Consider the following 18,247-nt stretch of genomic DNA (forward strand, 5'->3'; position numbering starts at 1 on the left):
GCATCGAATGCCTGTCGTGCAACGTGATGTGCTCAGCGGACGGTCCGTCGCCGTCGTCGGCAGTGGCGTTGCGGGCCTGGTGGCGGCCTACGTCCTGTCGGCCCGAAACCGGGTGACGCTCTACGAGGCCGACGACCGGCTCGGCGGCCACGCCCACACCCACGTCCTCGACCGCGGCGACGGCCGCGTCGTCGCCGTCGACTCCGCGTTCCTGGTGCACAACGACCGGACCTATCCGACGCTGTGCCGGCTGTTCGCCGAGCTGGGCATCGCCACCCTCGAGACGGACATGTCGATGTCCGTCCGCGACGACCGAATCGGCCTCGAGTACGCCGGCGCCAGGGGCATCGGCGGACTGTTCCCCGCGCCGACCAACCTCGTGCGTCCGCGCTATCTGCGAATGCTGTTGGACGTCAAGCGGTTTCACCGTGAGGCGACGCGACTGCTCGACGGCCAGGACGACGACGAGACACTCGACGCCTTCCTGGCGCGGCTCGCCTTCTCGCCGTACTTCGTGGAGCACTTCATGACCCCGCTCGTCGCCGCCGTGTGGTCGTGCGCCCCCGCCGACGCGCTGGCCTACCCCGCGCGGTACCTGTTCGTCTTCCTTCGACACCACGGCATGCTGTCGGTGTTCGGTTCGCCGACGTGGCGGACGGTGGCGGGCGGATCGGCGACCTACGTCCACGCCATCGCGCAGCGGATCGACGAGATCGCGGTGGCGACGCCGGTGCGCGCCGTGCGGCGGACGTCCGACGGCGTGGAGGTCACCGCCGCCGCCGCCACCCCGAGGCACTTCGACGCCGCCGTCGTCGCGACCCATCCCGATCAGGCGCTGCAGATGCTCACCGAGCCGACCGCCGCCCAGCGGGCCGTCCTCGGCGCCATCACCTACTCCACCAACCACGCTCAGCTCCACACCGACGAGTCGGTGCTGCCGCGACGGACTCGCGCCCGCGCGTCCTGGAACTACCTGGCGGCACCGGATGCCGACGGGGTCGTGGTGACCTACGACGTCAGCCGGCTGATGCGATTGCCGGGGCCCGAGCGCTTCCTGGTCACCCTCGGTGGCCGCGACCGCGTCGACCCCGCCTCGGTCATCGCCGAGATGACCTACCAACACCCGCTCTACACCCGCGCGTCCGTGGCCGCCCAACGGCTCTTGCCGACCATCGACGACGACCGGCTCGCCTTCGCCGGCGCCTATCACGGCTGGGGTTTCCACGAGGACGGTGCCGCGTCGGGCGTGCGCGCCGCGCAACGGCTCGGTGCGGCGTGGACCGCCGCTTCCCGTCAGGCGCAGGTGTCATGCTGACCGCCCTGTATCGCACGCGTGTCACGCACATGCGGCGGGCACCGGTGCGGCACTACTTCGAGCAGCGCGGCTACAGCTGGTACGTCGACCTCGACGACCTGCCGACGCTGCCGCGGTGGTTACAGCCCTTCGCGAGATTCGAAGCTATTGATCACCTTTCACCCACCGGCACCGACGACGACTCGCTGCGGGCCAGGGTCGACCACTACCTCGCCGGGCACGGCATCGCGCTGCCCGGCGGCACCGTCACTGCGCTGCTTCAGGCCCGGGTCCTCGGGTACGTGTTCAATCCACTCACCGTCTTCTGGTGTCACGACGCACAGGGCGTGCTGCGCCACGTCATCGCCGAGGTCCACAACACCTACGGCGGCAGGCACGCCTACCTGCTTCCGCCGACGGGCGGTCGGCCCGCCGCCGTGAAGAAGGCGCTCTACGTCTCGCCGTTCAACGACGTCGACGGCTACTACCTGGTGCGGGTGCCCAAACCCGGTGTCGCACTGGACATGACGATCTCGCTGCACCGCGAGAACAAGCCGGCGTTCGTCGCCACCATGCAGGGCGTGCGGCGCAAGCCCTCCACCCTGAACATCCTGCGGCTGCAGCTGAGTTCGCCGCTGGCTCCGCTGTCCGGCGCGATGTGGATCCGCATTCAGGGCATCACGCTGTGGGCGCGACGCGTGCCCGTCGTTCCCCGCACGCCGTCGGTCGAGCGCGAAAGGGTCGATCAACTGTGACGATCAACGCCACCGGAAGCGTTACCGCCGCGGTGGATTCGACCCTCTGGCCGTCGGTCGCACGCGTTCCGCGCGGGCCCCTCAGCATCGCGACCGCCAGAGTGGCCGAGTCCTTCCTGCGGCGCGCGGCCGCGAGACTGCCGCTGCGCCTGCGCTATCCGGACGGCACCGTGGTCGGCGCCGCCGATCCCACCCTGCCGACGATGGACGTCCACCGGCCCGCCGCGCTGTTCCGGCGCGTGGGCAGGTCGGGGCTGATCGGGTTCGGCGAGTCCTACATGGCCGGCGAATGGGGTTCCGACGACCTGGCGGGACTGCTCACCGTCTTCGCCGACTCGATGGCCGACCTCGTTCCCCCTGCGCTGCAATGGCTTCGGCCGCTGGCGGTCGTGCGACACCCGCGGACGATGGTCAACAGCCTGACGCAGGCCAGGGACAACGTGGCCGAGCACTACGACCTGTCCAACGACCTCTTCGCTCAGTTCCTCGACGCCAGCATGACCTACTCCAGCGCGCTGTTCGAAGATGCCCAACCCGGGTGGTCGGCACTCGAGGACGCCCAGCATCGCAAGATCGACCGACTGCTCGACGCGGCGCGGGTCGGTCCCGGCTGCCGCGTCCTCGAAATCGGCACGGGCTGGGGCGAACTGTGCATCCGCGCCGCCGCCCGCGGGGCGCAGATCGACTCCATCACGCTCTCGGCCCAGCAGCAGCACCTCGCTCGCGAGCGGGTCGCGGCCGCGGGGCTGTCGGCGGCGGTGAACGTCGAGCTCAAGGACTATCGCGAGGTCGAGGGACGCTACGACGCCGTCGTCTCGGTCGAGATGGTCGAGGCCGTCGGATACCGCTTCTGGCCCACCTACTTTCACACCCTGGACCGGCTGGTGTCCCCCGGCGGTCGGGTCGCGATCCAGGCCATCACGATGCCCCACGATCGAATGCTGCGGTCCCGCAACACCTATACGTGGATCCAGAAGTACATCTTCCCCGGCGGGATGATCCCGTCGGTGGAGGCGATCGTCGGCGTGACCGAGCGCGAGACGCGACTGCGCACCGTCGGCATGCTGTCGCTGCGACCGCACTACGCGGAGACGCTGCGGCTGTGGCGCGAGCGCTTCGTCGCCAACCGAGACGCGGTGTCGGCGTTGGGGTTCGACGCCGTGTTCCAGCGGATGTGGGAGTTGTACCTGGCCTACTCCGAGGCCGGCTTCCGCTCGGGCTACCTCGACGTGTACCAGTGGACCTTCGCCCCGACGGGTGCCTCGTGAACGTCGTCGCCGTCTCGGTCGCCGCGTTGGTCGGCCTGCTCGTCGTCTACGGGGCCACCTTCCTCGTCGGGCGTCGCATCGGCCGTTACAACGTCGTCGACGTGACGTGGGGCGCCGGCTTCGTCGTGGTCGCGGCGATAGCGGCGATCATCGGTTCCGGCGATCTGACCCGTCGGCTCCTGCTGCTGGTGCTGGTCGCCGTCTGGGGACTGCGGCTGGCCTGGCACATGGTCGGCAAATCGGCGGGCAAGGGCGAGGATCCGCGGTACGACGAGCTGCTGCACGGCGACTTCTCGGCCGCCAACGTCCTGCGCAAGATCTTCCTGACCCAGGCGGCCGCCGCGTGGTTCATCTCGCTGCCGCTGCAGCTGTCGGCCGCGCTGGGCCCGACCCCGCGCGGGCTGCTGCCGGTGTTGGTGCTGGGGATCGCCGCGTGGGCGCTCGGCGTCGCCTTCGAGGCCGTGGGCGACCACCAGCTGCGGGCGTTCAAGGGCGATCCCGCCAACCGGGGCAAGGTCATGGACCGCGGCCTGTGGGCGTGGACCCGCCACCCCAACTACTTTGGCGATGCGGCGGTGTGGTGGGGCCTCTGGCTGATCACCCTCGCCGCGTGGTGGTCGCTGGCGACCGTGCTGTCGCCGGTCGTGATGACCTACTTCCTGGTGTACGCCACCGGGGCCCGCCTCACCGAGCGCATCATGGCCGACCGGCCGGGTTTTCGCGAATACTGCGCTCGCACATCGTTTTTCGTGCCCAGGCCGCCCAGATCGTCAAAATTGTGACTACCCTCGAATTCGCCAGTACACTACGCGGCGTGACGGCCGACCTCGACGCATTGCTTCGTCGGGTCGCACAGCAGGACGTCGAAGCGTTTGCCAGCTTCTACGACGACACCCGCGCCAGGGTGTACGGCCTGGTGTTGCGGGTGCTCCGCGATCCCGGCTACAGCGAAGAGACCACGCAGGACGTCTACCTGCAGGTTTGGCGCACGGCGGCGTCGTACAACCCCGCTGCGGGCACTCCCCTGGCCTGGCTGATGACGCTCGCCCACCGCCGAGCCGTCGACCGGGTGCGCTCCGAGCAATCGGCGAGTCAGCGCGATTCCCGGTACGGCGCGGCCAACGTCGACCTGCCCGCCGACCGCGTGGCGGAGACCGTCGTGCAACGCGATGAACAGCGACAGGTGCTGGCCTGCCTGGAATCGCTGACCGACCCGCAGCGGGAGGCCATCCAACTGGCCTATTACGAAGGCCTGACCTATGTGCAGGTTTCCGAGCGTTTGTCGGCAAACCTTGCCACCATTAAGTCACGCATGCGAGATGGCATCCGTGGTTTGCGCAAGTGTCTGGGGGTTCCGTGACCGAGCCAACCGGAAGAGACGGTTCCGGCGATCTGATGGTCCTGGCCACGCCATACGCGCTGCACGCGATGCCGCAGTCGGAGCTCGACGACGTCGACCGTCAGCTGGCCACCGCTCCCGCACCGGTGGCGCTCGCCTTCGCCGACGAGGTCCGCGCGGTGCGCGAGGCGATGGCGCTGGTGTCCGCGTCGACGGCGCAGGAGCCGCCGGCGCATCTGCGCGGTCGGTTGCTGGCCGTCCTGGAGAACGACGGTGACGTCGTCACGCTGCACCCCAGATCGACCAGGTGGCGGACCGCGATCCTGGCCGCCGCGGCGGCGGTCGCGATCGGACTGGCGACGTTCGGCATCGGATACGCCGTGCGGCCCGCGCCCACGTCGACTCAGGCCGAGCAGATCTTCGCCGCCCGCGACGTCAAGACCGTGTCCGGTGACATCCCCACCGGAGGCACGGCGACTGTCGTGTTCTCCCATGCCCGCAACGCGGGAGTGCTGGTGATGAACGACGTCGCTCCGCCGAAACCGGGCACCGTCTACCAGATGTGGCTGGTCGACAAGAACGGTCCGAAGTCGGCCGGCATCATGGACGCCGCGGCGGTCTCCCCGTCGACGACCGCGGTGCTGCCCAACCTCGGCGACTCCACGACGCTGGCCTTCACGGTCGAGCCGAAGGGCGGTTCGACGGCGCCGACCAGCCCGGTGTTCGCCGCGTTGCCGCTGGTCTGATCAGAGCCCTTCGACCGTTGCGGCGGCTGCCGCGGCGACGACGTCGCCCACCTCGCGGCGGTCGTGCCACGCCTGGCGCTGCCGTGCCGCCCCGTTGCCCTCGGTGAGGATGCGCGTCACCTCCGACCGCGCGTAGTCGTCGTCGCCGGACCGGGTCAGCGCGGGCCCGAGACGCTCGACGAATCGGTCGAGTACGACCGGGGCGGGCAGCAGACTCTGGGTGTCCGCGAGGTCGATCAGGTGGCCCTGCACACCGTCGCGGGCGGCCCGCCAGTAGGCGGCCCGCAACGCGTGCGGCGGCGGGGTCGGTACCGGCACACCGCGGTGCTCGTCCTCGACGACGGTCATGACCAGGGCGCGGACCAGCGTCGCGAACAGCACCGTCTCCGCAACCGTGGCGGGCACGTCGGCGACGCGGACCTCGACCGTCGGATAGTTGGCCGACGGTCGCACGTCCCAATAGACCATGCCGTCGTCGAGCATCGTCTCGGTCTGCAGCAGCATCGCGACGGCGGCGTCGTACTCGGCGGCGGTCGCGAAGTGCGGTGGCGGGCCTGCCGTGGGCCATCGCGCCCACAGCACGCTGCGCCAGCTCGCATGCCCGGTGTCGGCGTTGCGGTAGATCGCCGAATTCGCCGTGATCGCCAACAGCAGGGGCAGCCAGGGCCGCAGCCGATTGCTCACCGCGACCGCCATCTCGCGGTCGTCCACCGCGACGTGCACGTGGCACCCGGAGATGCCCTGCTCGTGGGCGATCATGCCGAACCGCTCGGCGATGTTGCGGTAGCGGGGTTTGTCCGTCACCGGGAAGTGGTGGGGCAGTACGGGCGGCAAACCCACGGCCAGTAGCCGGGCGCCTGCGGCGGTGGCGGCCTCGGCGGCCACCCGGCGCAACCGGGACAGGTCACGATGCACGTCGGCGCGCGACGACGCCACCTCCGACGTCGTCTCGACCTGACAGCTCGTCAGCTCGAGTTGCAGCTCGACGTCGCGGTCCGCGGCCTGGGCGGCGACCTCGGCGTTGAGTGGAACGGGTTCACCGGTCGCGGGATCGACGAGGAGGAATTCCTCCTCGACGCCGAACGTGGGAAGGTCCGGAGTGTCGATCCGGCCCATCGGATGGTTCACGACGGGCCGGATCAGGGTGTCACTCCTCCTGCTGACGCGAGGGGTTCGCACAGCTCGACGAAGTCAATGCCCCCGGTGCGACGGGGCCAAACCTTCGTCGCCGAAACGACGCCTACCCTCGACCCATGGCCAAGGATTTCCGGTTCGGGTTCGGTCTGCATGCCGCGGCGCGGCAGTCGTCGGTGCAGGAGTGGGCGCACCGCGCCGAGGAGATGGGTTACGACGTCCTGCACGTGCCGGACCATCTGGGGGCGCCCGCTCCGTTCCCCACGCTGATGACCGCCGCGGCGGCGACCGAGACGCTGCACGTCGGGACGTTCGTGTTGAACGCGGGTTTCTACAAGCCGGCCCTGCTGGCCCGCGACGTGGCCGCGATGCGCGACCTCACCGGCGGCCGACTCGAGCTCGGTCTCGGGGCCGGCTACGTCGAGGCGGAATTCGTGGCCGCTGAGCTCCCCTTCCCGACGGCCCGCGAGCGCGTGGACCACCTGCGCCACGTGACGGAGTACCTCGCTGAGCACGTACACGACGTGCCAATCCTGATCGCCGGCAACGGCAACCGGCTGCTGACGGTCGCCGCGCAGCGCGCTCAGATCATCGGTCTCACCGGAGGTGACCCCGCCAGCGAGGGCGGCGACCCTCTCGCGGAGCGAATCTCGTTCGTGCGCAACGCCGCTGGCGATCAGTTCGACGACCTGGAACTCAACATCGCCATCACGGCGATGCCGATCGACGACTCCGGAATCCCCGACCTCTCGATCACCCGCAGGTTCCTGCCCGAGCTGACCGACGAGCAACTGCTGCGCACCCCCGGCGTGCTGTCCGGTTCGACGAGCGACATCGCCGACGAGATCCGCCGCTACCGCGACGTCTACGGGGTCAGCTACATCATCGTCCAGCAACCGCATGCCGAGGCGTTCGCGGAGGTGATCGCGCAGCTGCGGTGACTACCGTCCGCGCAGGGCGTCCTTGACGCGCTCGCCCGACATCTTGACCCGGGCCTTCACCTGGTCGACCTTGCCCTCGCTGCGGAGGCGGTCGTTGCCGGTGATCTCGCCGAGATTCTCCTTGACGCGCCCCGCGCGAGGCGGTCGACGGTGTGCTTGGCCTTCTTCGAGGTACTCATGCGGGTGGGTACCCCGTGCGACCTCCGAAGACACCAGGTCGTCGCCGACTTGGGTATGCTGCCATCCGGTCCCCGCCCCCGTAGCTCAGGGGATAGAGCACGGCTCTCCTAAAGCCGGTGTCGCATGTTCGAATCATGCCGGGGGCACCACGATAGAACATGTGTTCGAGCAATGAGCTCGATCGCCAGAGGCCAGCACCATTTGTGCTGGCCTTTTGCGTGTCTATCGGTACATGTCGGTGGACCTGCCTAGACTCGCCTCGCACGCGCTGACCTCTGTAAAGGAGTTTGAATCTCGTTAGGGCCCCTGACCAATCGGTACAACTTTCCGTAGCTTTCTACAGAACATCCTGACCCCCGTTTGGACGTACCGATAAACAGCAAGCCGCACCTGATCGTAGGCTCGAATTGCCATTTCGACATCCATCTTACTGAAACTGAAATTTCTTATGGCTATCCCACACTTATATGCTCTAATCAAGTCGCCGATAAATTCATATAATGAATTAAAGTAATAAATAGGGGGCCAACAATGTCGCAAACGCCAACAGAATACGAACCACCATCTGCGTCGAAGATTTCCGAGAACCAAAACTCGACAGATGCATTGCGACTACTCCTTGCTCAGCGCCGTTTATACAGCCAGTCGAAGCGATGGCTTGGCCTTCGCTGGCTTGGGATGCTGGTTATTGCCCTGGTCGCCCCGATCCTCGCCGTTGTCAAACCAGAGATGGCTGTTGTGTCCGGCGCTGTCTCTGGTGCGTGGATCTTTCTAGGCCGCACAGCCCTCTACCGATTGGAACAGCGAAAAGTCGAGCAGGCTGCCGCAGTTCAGGAGATTTTTGATCAACTCGTCTACGGTATGCCGTCGAGCGGCGACCGAACATCCCTGCCTTCGCTCGAGGAGATCGCTCTTCTTGCTGGTCCAGATGACGGCATTCGAAAGGCTGCCGAAGATGAGAAACTGATTGATTGGTATCCCATCAATGCATCACAAGCCGGCGCCCTTACTGTGGCAATCTGTCAGCGCGCCAACGTCTCTTATGCCGATCGACTCCTGAAGACGACCGCCACAGTGTGGGTAGTGGGCATGGCGGCGTGGGTTGTGATCCTCAGCGCGGCAGGCATCTGCTTCAAGCTCGACTCCTCGCAGCTACTCCTGGGCATCGCTCTCCCTCTCTTGCCCGCCTTTCTCGACGTCTGGGAGTACTGGAGATCGCTCCGCCGGGCAGCAAGAGACAGACGTGACTTGGTCACGACGATCGAGGAGCGTATCGATGGCGACTCAGGCGGGCTCGATCCACAAGACATGCTCGTCTGGCAGGGACGGCTCTTTGACCTCCGACGCAACACCCCGCAGGTCCCGAACGCTATCTATTGGTTATCACGGAAGAAAAATGAACTAGCAATGAAATCAGCTGCAGATCAGCTGGCACGAAGAAATAAGGGGGATCTCTAGATGACAAAGAATATCGATGAAGCATTTCGACTCTATCTCGGATGGCAAACGCCGAGCGAGGCGGAGCGTACCGCCGCCGCGGGCCATCGCCAGGCGATATACACCAAGCTTAACGATACATACGGCTTACACCGCATGTTCGAAACCGGATCGTTCAAGCACGGAACTGGAGTGTCAAGCTACAGTGATGTCGACTATTTTGCCTCGCTAAAGTCCACCAAGCCACAACTATCATCGTCGATCCTGACAAGTGTCCGCGACACTCTAAAAGAACGATTTCCCTACACGTACATCCACGTCTCGCGACCAGCGGTGGTGCTCGACTTCAATGAAGGCAGAGAGGCAGTCGAAGTGATCCCGGCGTACGCCAAAACAAAGCTTACGAGCGATGACATGAAGTTCAACATCCCTGGTGTCGTAGATGAATGGCTCGAATCAACGCCAGAAGCTCATGCAAAGTACGTGAACGAGTCGAACAACGTGACTGGAGTCAGCGGAGGCGCAAAATCTCTCGCACGGCTGGCGAAGGCTTGGAAGTACCATATGAATGTTCCAATTTCGTCATTTTATCTTGAGATGCGTGCCGCATCGTACATGCGGAACGAACAATATATTGACTACCCTCAGGATTTGAAGCGATTGCTCGGTTCCCTGAAGGATTCACAGTTAGCCGCGATGAATGACCCTACGGGCAACACCGGACGTATTGAACCGTGCTCGTCACAAGCAAAACGCGAGGAAGCCATTTCTAAACTTGACACGGCAAATAATCGAGCAGACTGGGCCGTTTACTACCAGAAGCAAGGCAAGATCGAGGAAGCATTCGAAAAGTGGGATCTGCTATTCGGCGGTTCATTCCCCTCATACTACTAACGACTCATTAGCTGGCATTCGGTCACGATGGATATATGCCTAGACTCAGTACATCAACCTACCTGCACCACCATCATCAACTCAGAGATTTTTGGGTTATCGACCAAAGCGTGTTCTCGTACCTGAACCCGACAGACCAGCTCGACTTGCACAAGTACTTCCAGTTCGCATCGGACAAGACCGAAGCCGAACTGCTCGACCATCGACGCAACCTTGACGCCCTCGATCCATCACTCCCCCACCGCGCCGGCCGGGCGTACGCCAAGCTGCTGCGCGGCGAACGAGCACCAGCCCACTACGCCGAGATGCCGAACGGACGCCGAGTTTCAGTTCGGCCGGTTATGAAACCGGAACCAGACATCAAGATGCTTGCCAAAGTTTTGCTGCGTATGGCCCTCGATGACATCAAGGGCCGTGATGACCGTGCAGCCTGATCATCGCTCGCCGTTCGGTCGCCGACGGTCCGCGACAGGCGGCCGCAACTGCACTCCCGCCCGCTTCAGTGCCTTCCCAATCGTGCTGGCTTCAAGTCCCCCGAGAAGTTGACCCACTTCCGCCAGAGAGTGATTCCTGGCGTAAAGGGCGGTCGCTCGCTCCACCAGCTGGGGTGTCATGAGTTTCTGCGGACGGATCGTGACGCCGGCAGCATCCAGGTGCCGAAGGACAGTATTTCGGTGACATTCAAACTTTTTGGCAAGATCCATGCGGAAACTCGCCCGTATCGTATGAACCGCAAACTCACGCCGGACGAGCAACGCGAGTTGGCGGCGTTGTACGAAGCGGGCGCATCGATGGTGTAGGAGTGCTGAGAGTTCCGAGACACGGGATCCTCGACAAGCAGTCGCGCTGATCCGTAGCCGGCACCCTGCCAGTTCGTACGGCGGAACCGTCTGAGGTGCTTGCGCACTCGGTCCGCCTCGCCGTCGTCGTGCACGATGAGGATGGGTTGGTCGCGCTGCTCGCTTCGCTCCCGAAGTCGCGTCAACAGATACTCCCAGGCCGTCTCGAATACCTCGATGTCTGATCTCACGATTTCGGACTTGTGTACCACTATCGCCGCGACACCGCTGCAGGTCTGAACGCTGGCATCGATGTGACGACGATAGATGTCTCTCACCTGTCCGTCGCCGAGCCCCAGATTGCGGTAGACGCTCTTGACGCCCACAAGATGGTGCGCCTTCACATCTTGTGACATCTTCAAGCCGTAGGCGCCCTTGAGGTTTCGCCTCAGGTCGATGAAACAGTCGCGAGAGTCGGTCCATCTCTCCATGGGCACCAGAGCGCACCCCAGGGTGTACGTAGCCGATCCCCCGTTGGCGACAGCGCCGATGTCACCGGTCTCGTCGACGTAGGCGAACTCCGGGCCCACTGGCCTGTCTCGTACCCCGGTCACGGCACGGAGGTTATTCGGGCGGGCCGACATGGATCTCAGTCGATGACACCGATGGCGTCAACGCATGACGACCCACGGGAGTAAATCGCCCATGCCCCCCGCCTACTCACCCCTCGTGTCGATGACCCGCTGGGCCACGTCGATCAGCTTGGTGTTGGTGTCCTGCGAGAGCTGACGCAGCATCGCGAACGCCCGCACGTCGTCAATCTTGAAGCGCTCCATGATGATTCCCTTGGCCTGCCCGATGCGATCCCGCGTCGTGAGCGCCGACTGCAGCTGATCGCCCTCGCGGCTGGCCAGGATCGCCGCCGCCGCGTGCGCGGCGAGCACGGTGCCGACCGTCTCGGCCTCGGCGTCCCACAGCTTGGGCTGAAAGCCGAACAGGTTGAGCGCGCCCGCGGTGCGGTCGGCGGTGTACAGCTTGAACGACAGCGCGCTCAGCACTCCGAGCTCGACGACCTCCGGGGCGTACGTCGGGAAGCGGGGCTCGTTGCGGAAGTCGTCGGTGCGCACGACGATCTCGTCGAGCGCCGCTTCCAGGCACGGCCCCTCCCCACAGCGCATCTGCAACTGGTCGAGCTTGAACATGAGGTCGTTGGTCGGCGCGAGCGTCTCGAAGCTGCCCGCCCTGCCGATGAGCAGTACCCCGGCGACGTCGACTCCGGGAATGAGTTCCATGGCGGCCGACGTGACGTCGGCGAGGACGTCGTCGACCTTGCGCAGCGCCACGGTGCGGGCCAGGTCCGCCATCCGCAGGGCAAGGTCGTGGTTCTGCACGTTCATGGCTGCATCCTGCCTCCTTCCCTGCGTACCCCGAACGTTTGTGCGCCCTAATTGCGGGCAATGCTCGCACACAGGTACGCGCAGTGGTCGACAACTGCGCGCACCGAGGCCTCGCCGGTTCAGACCGGAGCCGGCGGGGCCGTCCTGATCAAAGAATGCCATGCGCCTGCAGTCACTCTGCTAGTTGTAGTAGCTTCGGCTGATGGACGACATCGGCGTCTGGATCCTCGGCGGTCACCAGAGCGACTTCGCGCGCAACCTCGCCCGCGAGGGCGTCGACTTCGCCGCGCTGACCTGCGAGGTCGTCACGTCGACCCTCCACTCCGCACGCATCGATGCGGCCGACGTCGGGGTCGTTCACGTCGGCAACGCGTTCGGCGAGATGTTCGCCGCGCAGGGCCACCTCGGCGCGATGCCCGCGACGGTCGTCGACGGGCTGTGGGACACCCCGTCGTCGCGCCACGAGGCGGCCTGCGCCTCCGGCAGCGTCGCGGCGCTCGCCGCCATCGCCGACGTGCGTTCCGGCGCATACGACTGCGCCCTGGTCCTCGGCGTCGAACTGGAGAAGACCGTCCCCGGCGACACGGCCGCGCAGTATCTCGGAGCGGCGGCGTGGACCGGTCACGAGGGCCGCGACGCCCGGTTCATGTGGCCGTACATGTTCTCCGAGGTGGCCGACGAATACGACCGCCGGTTCGGCATCGACGAGAGCCACCTGCGGGCCATCGCGTCGCTGAACTTCGCCAACGCGCGCCGCAATCCGAACGCGCAAACCCGCGACTGGACGGTGCCCACCCCGCTCACCGACGACGACGTGCAGAACCCGGTCGTCGAGGGTCGCATCCGCCGGTTCGACTGCAGTCAGATGACCGACGGCGGTGCGGGGGTGGTGCTCGTCGGCGACCGGTACCTGCGCGAGCATCCCGACGCCAGGCCCATCGGGCGCATCGGGGGCTGGGGACACCGCACCGTGGGCTTGGGCATGCGGCAGAAACTGGACCGCTCCGCCGCCGGGCCCTACGTCATGCCACACGTGCGCGGCGCCGTCCTCGACGCCTTCGACCGCGCCCACGTCACGCTCGACGACCTCGACGGCGTCGAGGTCCACGACTGCTTCACCCCCAGCGAGTACCTGGCGATCGACCACATCGGGCTCACGGGTCCCGGGGAGTCCTGGAAGGCCATCGAGAACGGCGAGATCGAGATCGGCGGACGGCTGCCGATCAACCCCAGCGGCGGGCTCATCGGCGGCGGCCACCCCGTCGGAGCCTCGGGGGTTCGCATGCTGCTCGACGCCGCCAAACAGGTCAGCGGGACCGCGGGCGACTACCAGGTCGACGGTGCGCGCACCTTCGCCACGCTCAACTTCGGTGGCAGCACGGCCACCACCGTCAGTTTCGTCGTCACGAGGAGCACCGCATGAACGTCGACGTCGTCGGCAAGTACCTGTCCACCCTGCCCGAGGACGACGACCATCCCTACCGCACGGGGCCCTGGCGCCCGCAGACGTCGGAGTGGGACGCCGACGACCTCACCGTCGTCGCGGGCGAACTGCCGCGCGATCTCGACGGGGTCTACCTGCGCAACACCGAGAACCCGCTGCATCCGGCGATGAAGGCCTACCACCCGTTCGACGGCGACGCCATGGTGCACCTCGTTGGCTTCCGCGACGGAAAGGCGTTCTACCGCAACAGGTTCGTCCAGACCGACGGCTTCGTGCAGGAGAACGCGGCCGGGCGGGCGCTGTGGCCGGGTCTGGCCGAACCGGTCGGCCTGGCTCAGCGCGACTACGGTTGGGGCGCAAGGACGTTGATGAAGGACGCGTCGAGCACCGACGTCACCGTGCACCGCGGTGTCGCGCTGACCAGCTTCTACCAGTGCGGTGACCTGTACCGGGTCGACCCGTTCACCGGCGCCACCCTCGGCAAGCAGGACTGGAACGGCGCGTTCCCGTCCGACTGGGGCGTGTCGGCCCACCCGAAGGTCGACGACCGAACCGGGGAACTGCTGTTCTTCAACTACTCCAAGCAGGACCCGTACATGCACTACGGCGTCGTGGACGCCACCAACACCCTGGTGCACTACGTCGACGTGCCGCTGCCGGGTCCGCGGCTGCCGCACGACATGGCGTTCACCGAGAACTACGCGATCCTCAACGACCTGCCGCTGTTCTGGGAGCCCGAATACCTCGAACGCAACGCCCACGTCGCACGGTTCCATCGCGACCTGCCCTCCCGGTTCGCCGTCGTCCCGCGCCGCGGCCAGACGTCGCAGATCCAGTGGTTCGAGGCCGACCCGACCTACGTCCTGCACTTCACCAACGCCTACGAGGACGGCGACGAGATCGTCCTCGACGGCTTCTACCAGGGCGACCCCGAACCGGCCGACAACGGCCTTGGTGACAAGTGGCAGCGCGCCTTTCGCTTCCTGGCACTCGACCGCATGCAGGCCCGGCTGCACCGCTGGCGCTTCAACCTGGTGACCGGCGGGGTGCGCGAAGAGCAGCTGTCGGACAGCATCACCGAGTTCGGCATGATCAATCCGGGCCACGCCGGCGTCGACTACCGCTACGCCTACGCCGCGACCGGCAGGCCCGGCTGGTTCCTGTTCGACGGGTTGGTCAAACACGATCTCGCGACCGGCGCCGAGGACCGGTTCGCGTTCGCGGACGGCGTCTACGGCAGCGAGACCGCGATGGCGCCCAGGGTCGGCAGCACGGGTGAGGACGACGGGTATCTGGTCACCATCACCACCGACATGAACGCCGACGCCTCCTACTGCCTGGTGTTCGACGCGGCCCGGGTCGGCGACGGCCCGGTGTGCACACTGGCCCTGCCCGAACGGGTCTGCAGCGGAACCCATTCGACGTGGGCGGCGGGCTCGGAGTTGCGTCGCTGGCAGCAGACCGACACCGCGGCCGAGGCGATCGGTCTGTAGGTGAGTCAGCCGGTCAACGCCGTCGGGCGCATGCTGGGCGTGCTCGGCGACGAGTGGACCCTGCTGATCGCGCAGCAGGCGCTCCTGGCTGTGACCAGGTACGGCGACTTCATTGCGCGCCTTGGCATCTCGAATGCGGTGCTGACCGGGCGGCTGGCCGCGATGACCGCCGAAGGATTGCTCGAGCGCACTCTGTACCACGTCGGGCCCGCCCGCTACGAGTACGTCCTCACCCCGCAGGGCCGGGCGCTCTGGCCGGTGCTGGCCTCGATCTGGGAGTGGGAGCGCCGCTGGGTGCCCGACCACGCCGGGCAGCTGCCGGCCATGCGCCACACCCGTTGTGCGGTCGACTTCGCACCGCTGCTCACCTGCGGCGCCTGCACCCAGGTCGTGACCGAGAAGGAGCTGGCGGCGTCGTGGGGCCCCAGCGGGTCCTGGCCGCGGTCCATGCCGGTCGAGTCGACGCGGCGCAGATCCGGCGCCGAGTCCACCCGCGGGCGGGCCGGTCTGTTCCCGCAGACGATGAGCATCCTCGGAAACCGTTGGAGCTTCGCCCTTCTCGTCACGGCGTTCGTCGGAGCCACCCGATTCAACGACTTCGCCGAACAGCTCGGGGCGCCGCCCGGCTCGCTGACCGACCGGCTACAGATCTTCACCGCGGGCGGGGTGCTCGAGATGCGCGGCGGACGCTATCACCTGACCGAGAAGGGCCGCGCCTTCTTCCCGGTGCTCATCACCGCGCTGCAGTGGGCCCAGCGCTGGTACCCGAATCCCGAGGGTCCCGCCGTACTGCTGCGACACACGCTGTGCGGCAACGACTTCAAAGCCGTGCTCACCTGCGACCAGTGCACCGGACCGCTGCGCGGGGCCGACGTGCACGAGCACGGCCGAGACGACTAGCGATCCAGCCGAAACCGTAGGTTGTTGCGCACCGACGGCCACTCCACGTCGAGAATCGAGTAGACGACGGTGTCGCGGCGGGACCCGTCGGGCAGGATCTGGTGGCTGCGCAGGATGCCGTCGCGCTTGGCCCCCAGCCGCTCGATCGCCGCGCGACTGGTCGAGTTGAAGAAGTGCGTGCGGAATTCGACCGCGACGCAACCCAATTGGTCGAAGGCATGGCCCAGCATCACTAGCTTGCATTCGGTGTTGACGCCGGTGCGTCGCACGGACTGTCGGTACCAGGTGTAGCCGATCTCGAGCCGCCGGTTGGGCGCGTCGACGTGGCAGAAGCTGGAGGACCCGATCAGGGCTCCGTCGCGCCCCCGCACGACGAACGTCAGCCCCGTGTCGGGGTGCTGAATGGCGAGTCGGCCGTCGACCCACTCTTCCGCCGTCGCGGGCGTCGGCGCACTGGTGAACCACAGTTCGCGGACGTCCTCGCTGGCCGCGACGATCTCCGGAAGGTGCGCCCGCGTCAGCGGTTCCAACGAGACCCAGCGCTCACCCGTCAGTTCGACGGGCGCGACGAACCCCGTCATCGGCGGCGGCCCGTGTCCGACCACGCCGCAACCATCGCGAACACCGACAGCACCGCGGCGACCACCACCGCACCCCCTCCGACGTAGAGGCCGTACCCCGCCGCCACCGGTTCGGCGACGTACAGCCGGTAGTACCACAGGACGAGCACCGCGAGCACGACCGAATTGGCCAGCGCGGCAGTCGAACTCAGCTTCGAGTACAGACTGCGCGCCGCCATCGCCGCGGCGACGATCAACGTCGACCCCAGCACCACGATGAGCTGCCCGACCCCGAACCCGTTCGGCGGCACCCCGATGTGGCCCAGCCGTCCGCCGATCGCCGTGGCCCTGCCACCCCCGTCGGCGCTGGTGACCAGCCAGGGCAGCCAGGAGCTGACCAGAAGCACCGTCGAGCACAGCACGACGAACCATCCGGGGCGCAGGCGGGCCATGCGACGAGGGTATCGGGTCAGACGTCCACCCGGACGTAGGCTTGACCCATGACCGAACTCCCCGACTGGGCGAGGGCACTCGATCTCTCCCCACACCCCGAAGGGGGTTGGTACCGGGAGACCTGGCGCAGCGGATTGACCCTCGGCCAGCCGTCACTCCCGCCCGATTACACGGGCCCCCGTAGCGCGGGCACCGCGATCCTGTTCCTGCTGATGCCCGGTCAGCAGTCGGCGTGGCACACCGTGCGCAGCGCCGAACTCTGGCTGCACCACCGCGGCAGCCCGCTGCTCCTCGAGGTGGGGGTCGAACAGGCCGGTGCGACAACCCATCTGCTCGGCAGCGACGTCGCCGCCGGCGAGCAACCGCAGTTCGTCGTCCCTCCCGGGCACTGGCAGCGGGCGACGCCGCGCGACGCCGAACCCACCCTGGTGAGCTGCGTCGTCGTCCCGGGTTTCGACTTCGCCGACTTCGCGCTCGGCGCGCCTACCGACTGAGCAACTCGACCGCCGCGGAAACCAGCGCGGCGTTGTCGGGGGCGATCGACCCGTCCGGCAGCTTCAGGGTGTCCTCCATGCCGATGCGCGTCTGCACCCCGCACGCACCCGCTTGTTCCAGCAGCGGCCAACAACTTTCGTCGAGGCCGTGCAGCAGGACCGGCGCGGGCGAGCCCACCTCGGCGATCCGCGCGAGCATGGCGTCGGCCACGGCGACGTCCTCGTGGCCCTGCAGTTCGATCATCACCCGCATGCAGTGCTCGGCCATCGGGGACTCGGCCCACGACGCGGCCGCCTCGAGGTGGAACAGACCGATCTCGACGCCAAGGCCCTTGCCGAGCAGGACCTCGGCGAGTTCGGGCGAACCCGGCTCGTGCCAGTTGAGCGACGCGAAGTCGGGCAGCACCGTCCAGCCCTCGACCGCCCGGCGCCGCGCGTCGGCGTCGGGCAGCGCCCAGAACCCCGTCGTCACCCCGAGCGGCAACCCCGGCACCGCCTCCCGCACGGCGGTCACCGCGGCGGCGACGACGTCGGGCTCCAGCGAGTCCTTGCCGTCCGGGGTCTTGGGGTGCATGTGGACCGCCTTGGCTCCGGCCTGGTGGGCGGCCAGCGCCGCGGCCGCCAACTCGTCGGGGGTGACGGGCAGGTGGGGGTGTTGGTCGGGGGTACGGGCGCCGTTGATGCAGGCCTTGACGTAGATCGTGGGACGTGGCATCCGTCTATCTTCACCCGTCGCCGC

Annotated in this window: 21 protein-coding genes and 1 tRNA gene; 15 read left to right on the forward strand and 7 right to left on the reverse strand. The window is 66.9% G+C overall.

Annotated elements, in window-relative coordinates:
• Positions 1-7: 7 nt before the first annotated feature.
• Genes G6N60_RS22600 through G6N60_RS22625 form a run of 6 tightly spaced genes read left to right on the forward strand, consistent with a single transcriptional unit; the run spans position 8 to position 5,402 of the window.
• Positions 8-1,315, forward strand: coding sequence for an NAD(P)/FAD-dependent oxidoreductase (locus tag G6N60_RS22600; protein ID WP_163741447.1), 1,308 nt, complete (start codon positions 8-10; stop codon positions 1,313-1,315).
• Positions 1,309-2,049 carry a DUF1365 domain-containing protein gene (locus G6N60_RS22605; RefSeq protein WP_163741448.1) on the forward strand — a complete coding sequence of 247 codons (741 nt, stop codon included), beginning with the start codon at positions 1,309-1,311 and terminating at the stop codon, positions 2,047-2,049. Before G6N60_RS22600 ends, G6N60_RS22605 begins: the two co-directional genes overlap by 7 nt.
• A complete protein-coding gene (locus G6N60_RS22610) occupies positions 2,046-3,317 on the forward strand; it encodes a class I SAM-dependent methyltransferase (protein ID WP_163741450.1) in 1,272 nt (423 codons plus the stop codon). The genes G6N60_RS22605 and G6N60_RS22610 overlap by 4 nt, the downstream gene beginning before the upstream one ends.
• Positions 3,314-4,099, forward strand: a complete 786-nt coding sequence (locus G6N60_RS22615; RefSeq protein WP_163741452.1) for a DUF1295 domain-containing protein — start codon at positions 3,314-3,316, stop codon at positions 4,097-4,099. Before G6N60_RS22610 ends, G6N60_RS22615 begins: the two co-directional genes overlap by 4 nt.
• Positions 4,096-4,677 (forward strand): sigma-70 family RNA polymerase sigma factor, encoded by a 582-nt coding sequence (locus tag G6N60_RS22620; protein WP_163741455.1) that lies wholly within the window; start codon positions 4,096-4,098, stop codon positions 4,675-4,677. Before G6N60_RS22615 ends, G6N60_RS22620 begins: the two co-directional genes overlap by 4 nt.
• Positions 4,674-5,402 (forward strand): anti-sigma factor, encoded by a 729-nt coding sequence (locus G6N60_RS22625; RefSeq protein ID WP_372510977.1) that lies wholly within the window; start codon positions 4,674-4,676, stop codon positions 5,400-5,402. The genes G6N60_RS22620 and G6N60_RS22625 overlap by 4 nt, the downstream gene beginning before the upstream one ends.
• Here G6N60_RS22625 and G6N60_RS22630 read toward each other — a convergent pair whose 3' ends face one another.
• Positions 5,403-6,518 carry a glutamate--cysteine ligase 2 gene (locus tag G6N60_RS22630; RefSeq protein WP_163744389.1) on the reverse strand — a complete coding sequence of 372 codons (1,116 nt, stop codon included), beginning with the start codon at positions 6,516-6,518 and terminating at the stop codon, positions 5,403-5,405.
• Between the two features lie 137 nt (positions 6,519-6,655).
• Here G6N60_RS22630 and G6N60_RS22635 point away from each other — a divergent pair, with 137 nt between their 5' ends.
• Positions 6,656-7,477, forward strand: a complete 822-nt coding sequence (locus G6N60_RS22635; RefSeq protein ID WP_163741457.1) for an LLM class F420-dependent oxidoreductase — start codon at positions 6,656-6,658, stop codon at positions 7,475-7,477.
• Here G6N60_RS22635 and G6N60_RS22640 read toward each other — a convergent pair whose 3' ends face one another.
• Entirely contained in the window at positions 7,478-7,690 is a 213-nt protein-coding gene (locus G6N60_RS22640; RefSeq protein ID WP_163741459.1) for a CsbD family protein, read from the reverse strand. It abuts the gene before it with no gap.
• A 40-nt stretch (positions 7,691-7,730) separates the two neighbouring features.
• Between G6N60_RS22640 and G6N60_RS22645 the strand changes: the two genes are divergently transcribed.
• The 4 genes from G6N60_RS22645 (at position 7,731) to G6N60_RS22660 (ending at position 10,422) form a co-directional block, all read left to right on the forward strand.
• Positions 7,731-7,806 (forward strand) — tRNA-Arg (locus G6N60_RS22645).
• 382 nt (positions 7,807-8,188) lie between these two features.
• Positions 8,189-9,115 carry an S-4TM family putative pore-forming effector gene (locus tag G6N60_RS22650; protein WP_163741462.1) on the forward strand — a complete coding sequence of 309 codons (927 nt, stop codon included), beginning with the start codon at positions 8,189-8,191 and terminating at the stop codon, positions 9,113-9,115.
• Positions 9,116-9,988: a nucleotidyltransferase domain-containing protein gene (locus tag G6N60_RS22655; RefSeq protein ID WP_163741464.1), complete on the forward strand. Its 873-nt coding sequence runs from the start codon at positions 9,116-9,118 to the stop codon at positions 9,986-9,988.
• 110 nt (positions 9,989-10,098) lie between these two features.
• Complete coding sequence (locus tag G6N60_RS22660) at positions 10,099-10,422, forward strand: hypothetical protein (protein WP_163741466.1); 324 nt, start codon at positions 10,099-10,101, stop codon at positions 10,420-10,422.
• A 176-nt stretch (positions 10,423-10,598) separates the two neighbouring features.
• On the opposite strand, the gene G6N60_RS22665 is transcribed toward G6N60_RS22660, so the two are convergent.
• Both G6N60_RS22665 and G6N60_RS22670 read right to left on the reverse strand, forming a co-directional pair.
• Positions 10,599-11,357, reverse strand: a complete 759-nt coding sequence (locus G6N60_RS22665) for a DUF3800 domain-containing protein (protein ID WP_179969728.1) — start codon at positions 11,355-11,357, stop codon at positions 10,599-10,601.
• Positions 11,358-11,483: 126 nt separating this feature from the next.
• Positions 11,484-12,164: a GAF and ANTAR domain-containing protein gene (locus G6N60_RS22670; protein ID WP_246240949.1), complete on the reverse strand. Its 681-nt coding sequence runs from the start codon at positions 12,162-12,164 to the stop codon at positions 11,484-11,486.
• Positions 12,165-12,366: 202 nt separating this feature from the next.
• On the opposite strand from G6N60_RS22670, the gene G6N60_RS22675 reads away from it, so the two are divergent.
• The 3 genes from G6N60_RS22675 to G6N60_RS22685 are packed head-to-tail and all read left to right on the forward strand — an operon-like array spanning position 12,367 to position 16,001.
• On the forward strand, positions 12,367-13,587 hold the full coding sequence (locus G6N60_RS22675; RefSeq protein ID WP_163741468.1) for an acetyl-CoA acetyltransferase: 1,221 nt from the start codon (positions 12,367-12,369) through the stop codon (positions 13,585-13,587).
• On the forward strand, positions 13,584-15,101 hold the full coding sequence (locus G6N60_RS22680) for a carotenoid oxygenase family protein (protein ID WP_163741471.1): 1,518 nt from the start codon (positions 13,584-13,586) through the stop codon (positions 15,099-15,101). The genes G6N60_RS22675 and G6N60_RS22680 overlap by 4 nt, the downstream gene beginning before the upstream one ends.
• Positions 15,102-16,001 (forward strand): winged helix-turn-helix transcriptional regulator, encoded by a 900-nt coding sequence (locus G6N60_RS22685; protein ID WP_246240952.1) that lies wholly within the window; start codon positions 15,102-15,104, stop codon positions 15,999-16,001.
• Here the strand turns inward: G6N60_RS22685 and G6N60_RS22690 are convergent.
• Positions 15,998-16,582, reverse strand: a complete 585-nt coding sequence (locus G6N60_RS22690; protein WP_163744396.1) for a GNAT family N-acetyltransferase — start codon at positions 16,580-16,582, stop codon at positions 15,998-16,000. The genes G6N60_RS22685 and G6N60_RS22690 overlap by 4 nt on opposite strands.
• Positions 16,579-17,013, reverse strand: coding sequence for a hypothetical protein (locus G6N60_RS22695; protein WP_163741473.1), 435 nt, complete (start codon positions 17,011-17,013; stop codon positions 16,579-16,581). The genes G6N60_RS22690 and G6N60_RS22695 overlap by 4 nt, the downstream gene beginning before the upstream one ends.
• A gap of 48 nt (positions 17,014-17,061) precedes the next feature.
• On the opposite strand from G6N60_RS22695, the gene G6N60_RS22700 reads away from it, so the two are divergent.
• A complete protein-coding gene (locus G6N60_RS22700) occupies positions 17,062-17,508 on the forward strand; it encodes a cupin domain-containing protein (protein WP_163741476.1) in 447 nt (148 codons plus the stop codon).
• Here G6N60_RS22700 and G6N60_RS22705 read toward each other — a convergent pair.
• Entirely contained in the window at positions 17,498-18,223 is a 726-nt protein-coding gene (locus tag G6N60_RS22705) for a 3-keto-5-aminohexanoate cleavage protein (protein ID WP_163741478.1), read from the reverse strand. The two genes, G6N60_RS22700 and G6N60_RS22705, sit on opposite strands and share 11 nt — an antisense overlap.
• Positions 18,224-18,247 lie beyond the last annotated feature (24 nt).

The sequence above is a fragment of the Mycolicibacterium madagascariense genome, from assembly GCF_010729665.1.
In the GTDB taxonomy this organism is placed as follows: domain Bacteria; phylum Actinomycetota; class Actinomycetes; order Mycobacteriales; family Mycobacteriaceae; genus Mycobacterium; species Mycobacterium madagascariense.

Bases quoted from the DNA above. Each gene is read 5' to 3' on its own strand.
- G6N60_RS22700 (WP_163741476.1), top strand. From the start codon at position 17,062: ATGACCGAACTCCCCGACTGGGCGAGGGCACTCGATCTCTCCCCACAC.
- G6N60_RS22635 (WP_163741457.1), top strand. From the start codon at position 6,656: ATGGCCAAGGATTTCCGGTTCGGGTTCGGTCTGCATGCCGCGGCGCGG.
- G6N60_RS22655 (WP_163741464.1), top strand. From the start codon at position 9,116: ATGACAAAGAATATCGATGAAGCATTTCGACTCTATCTCGGATGGCAA.
- G6N60_RS22695 (WP_163741473.1), bottom strand. From the start codon at position 17,013: ATGGCCCGCCTGCGCCCCGGATGGTTCGTCGTGCTGTGCTCGACGGTG.
- G6N60_RS22690 (WP_163744396.1), bottom strand. From the start codon at position 16,582: ATGACGGGGTTCGTCGCGCCCGTCGAACTGACGGGTGAGCGCTGGGTC.
- G6N60_RS22680 (WP_163741471.1), top strand. From the start codon at position 13,584: ATGAACGTCGACGTCGTCGGCAAGTACCTGTCCACCCTGCCCGAGGAC.
- G6N60_RS22630 (WP_163744389.1), bottom strand. From the start codon at position 6,518: ATGGGCCGGATCGACACTCCGGACCTTCCCACGTTCGGCGTCGAGGAG.
- G6N60_RS22605 (WP_163741448.1), top strand. From the start codon at position 1,309: ATGCTGACCGCCCTGTATCGCACGCGTGTCACGCACATGCGGCGGGCA.
- G6N60_RS22670 (WP_246240949.1), bottom strand. From the start codon at position 12,164: ATGAACGTGCAGAACCACGACCTTGCCCTGCGGATGGCGGACCTGGCC.
- G6N60_RS22705 (WP_163741478.1), bottom strand. From the start codon at position 18,223: ATGCCACGTCCCACGATCTACGTCAAGGCCTGCATCAACGGCGCCCGT.
- G6N60_RS22650 (WP_163741462.1), top strand. From the start codon at position 8,189: ATGTCGCAAACGCCAACAGAATACGAACCACCATCTGCGTCGAAGATT.
- G6N60_RS22675 (WP_163741468.1), top strand. From the start codon at position 12,367: ATGGACGACATCGGCGTCTGGATCCTCGGCGGTCACCAGAGCGACTTC.
- G6N60_RS22600 (WP_163741447.1), top strand. From the start codon at position 8: ATGCCTGTCGTGCAACGTGATGTGCTCAGCGGACGGTCCGTCGCCGTC.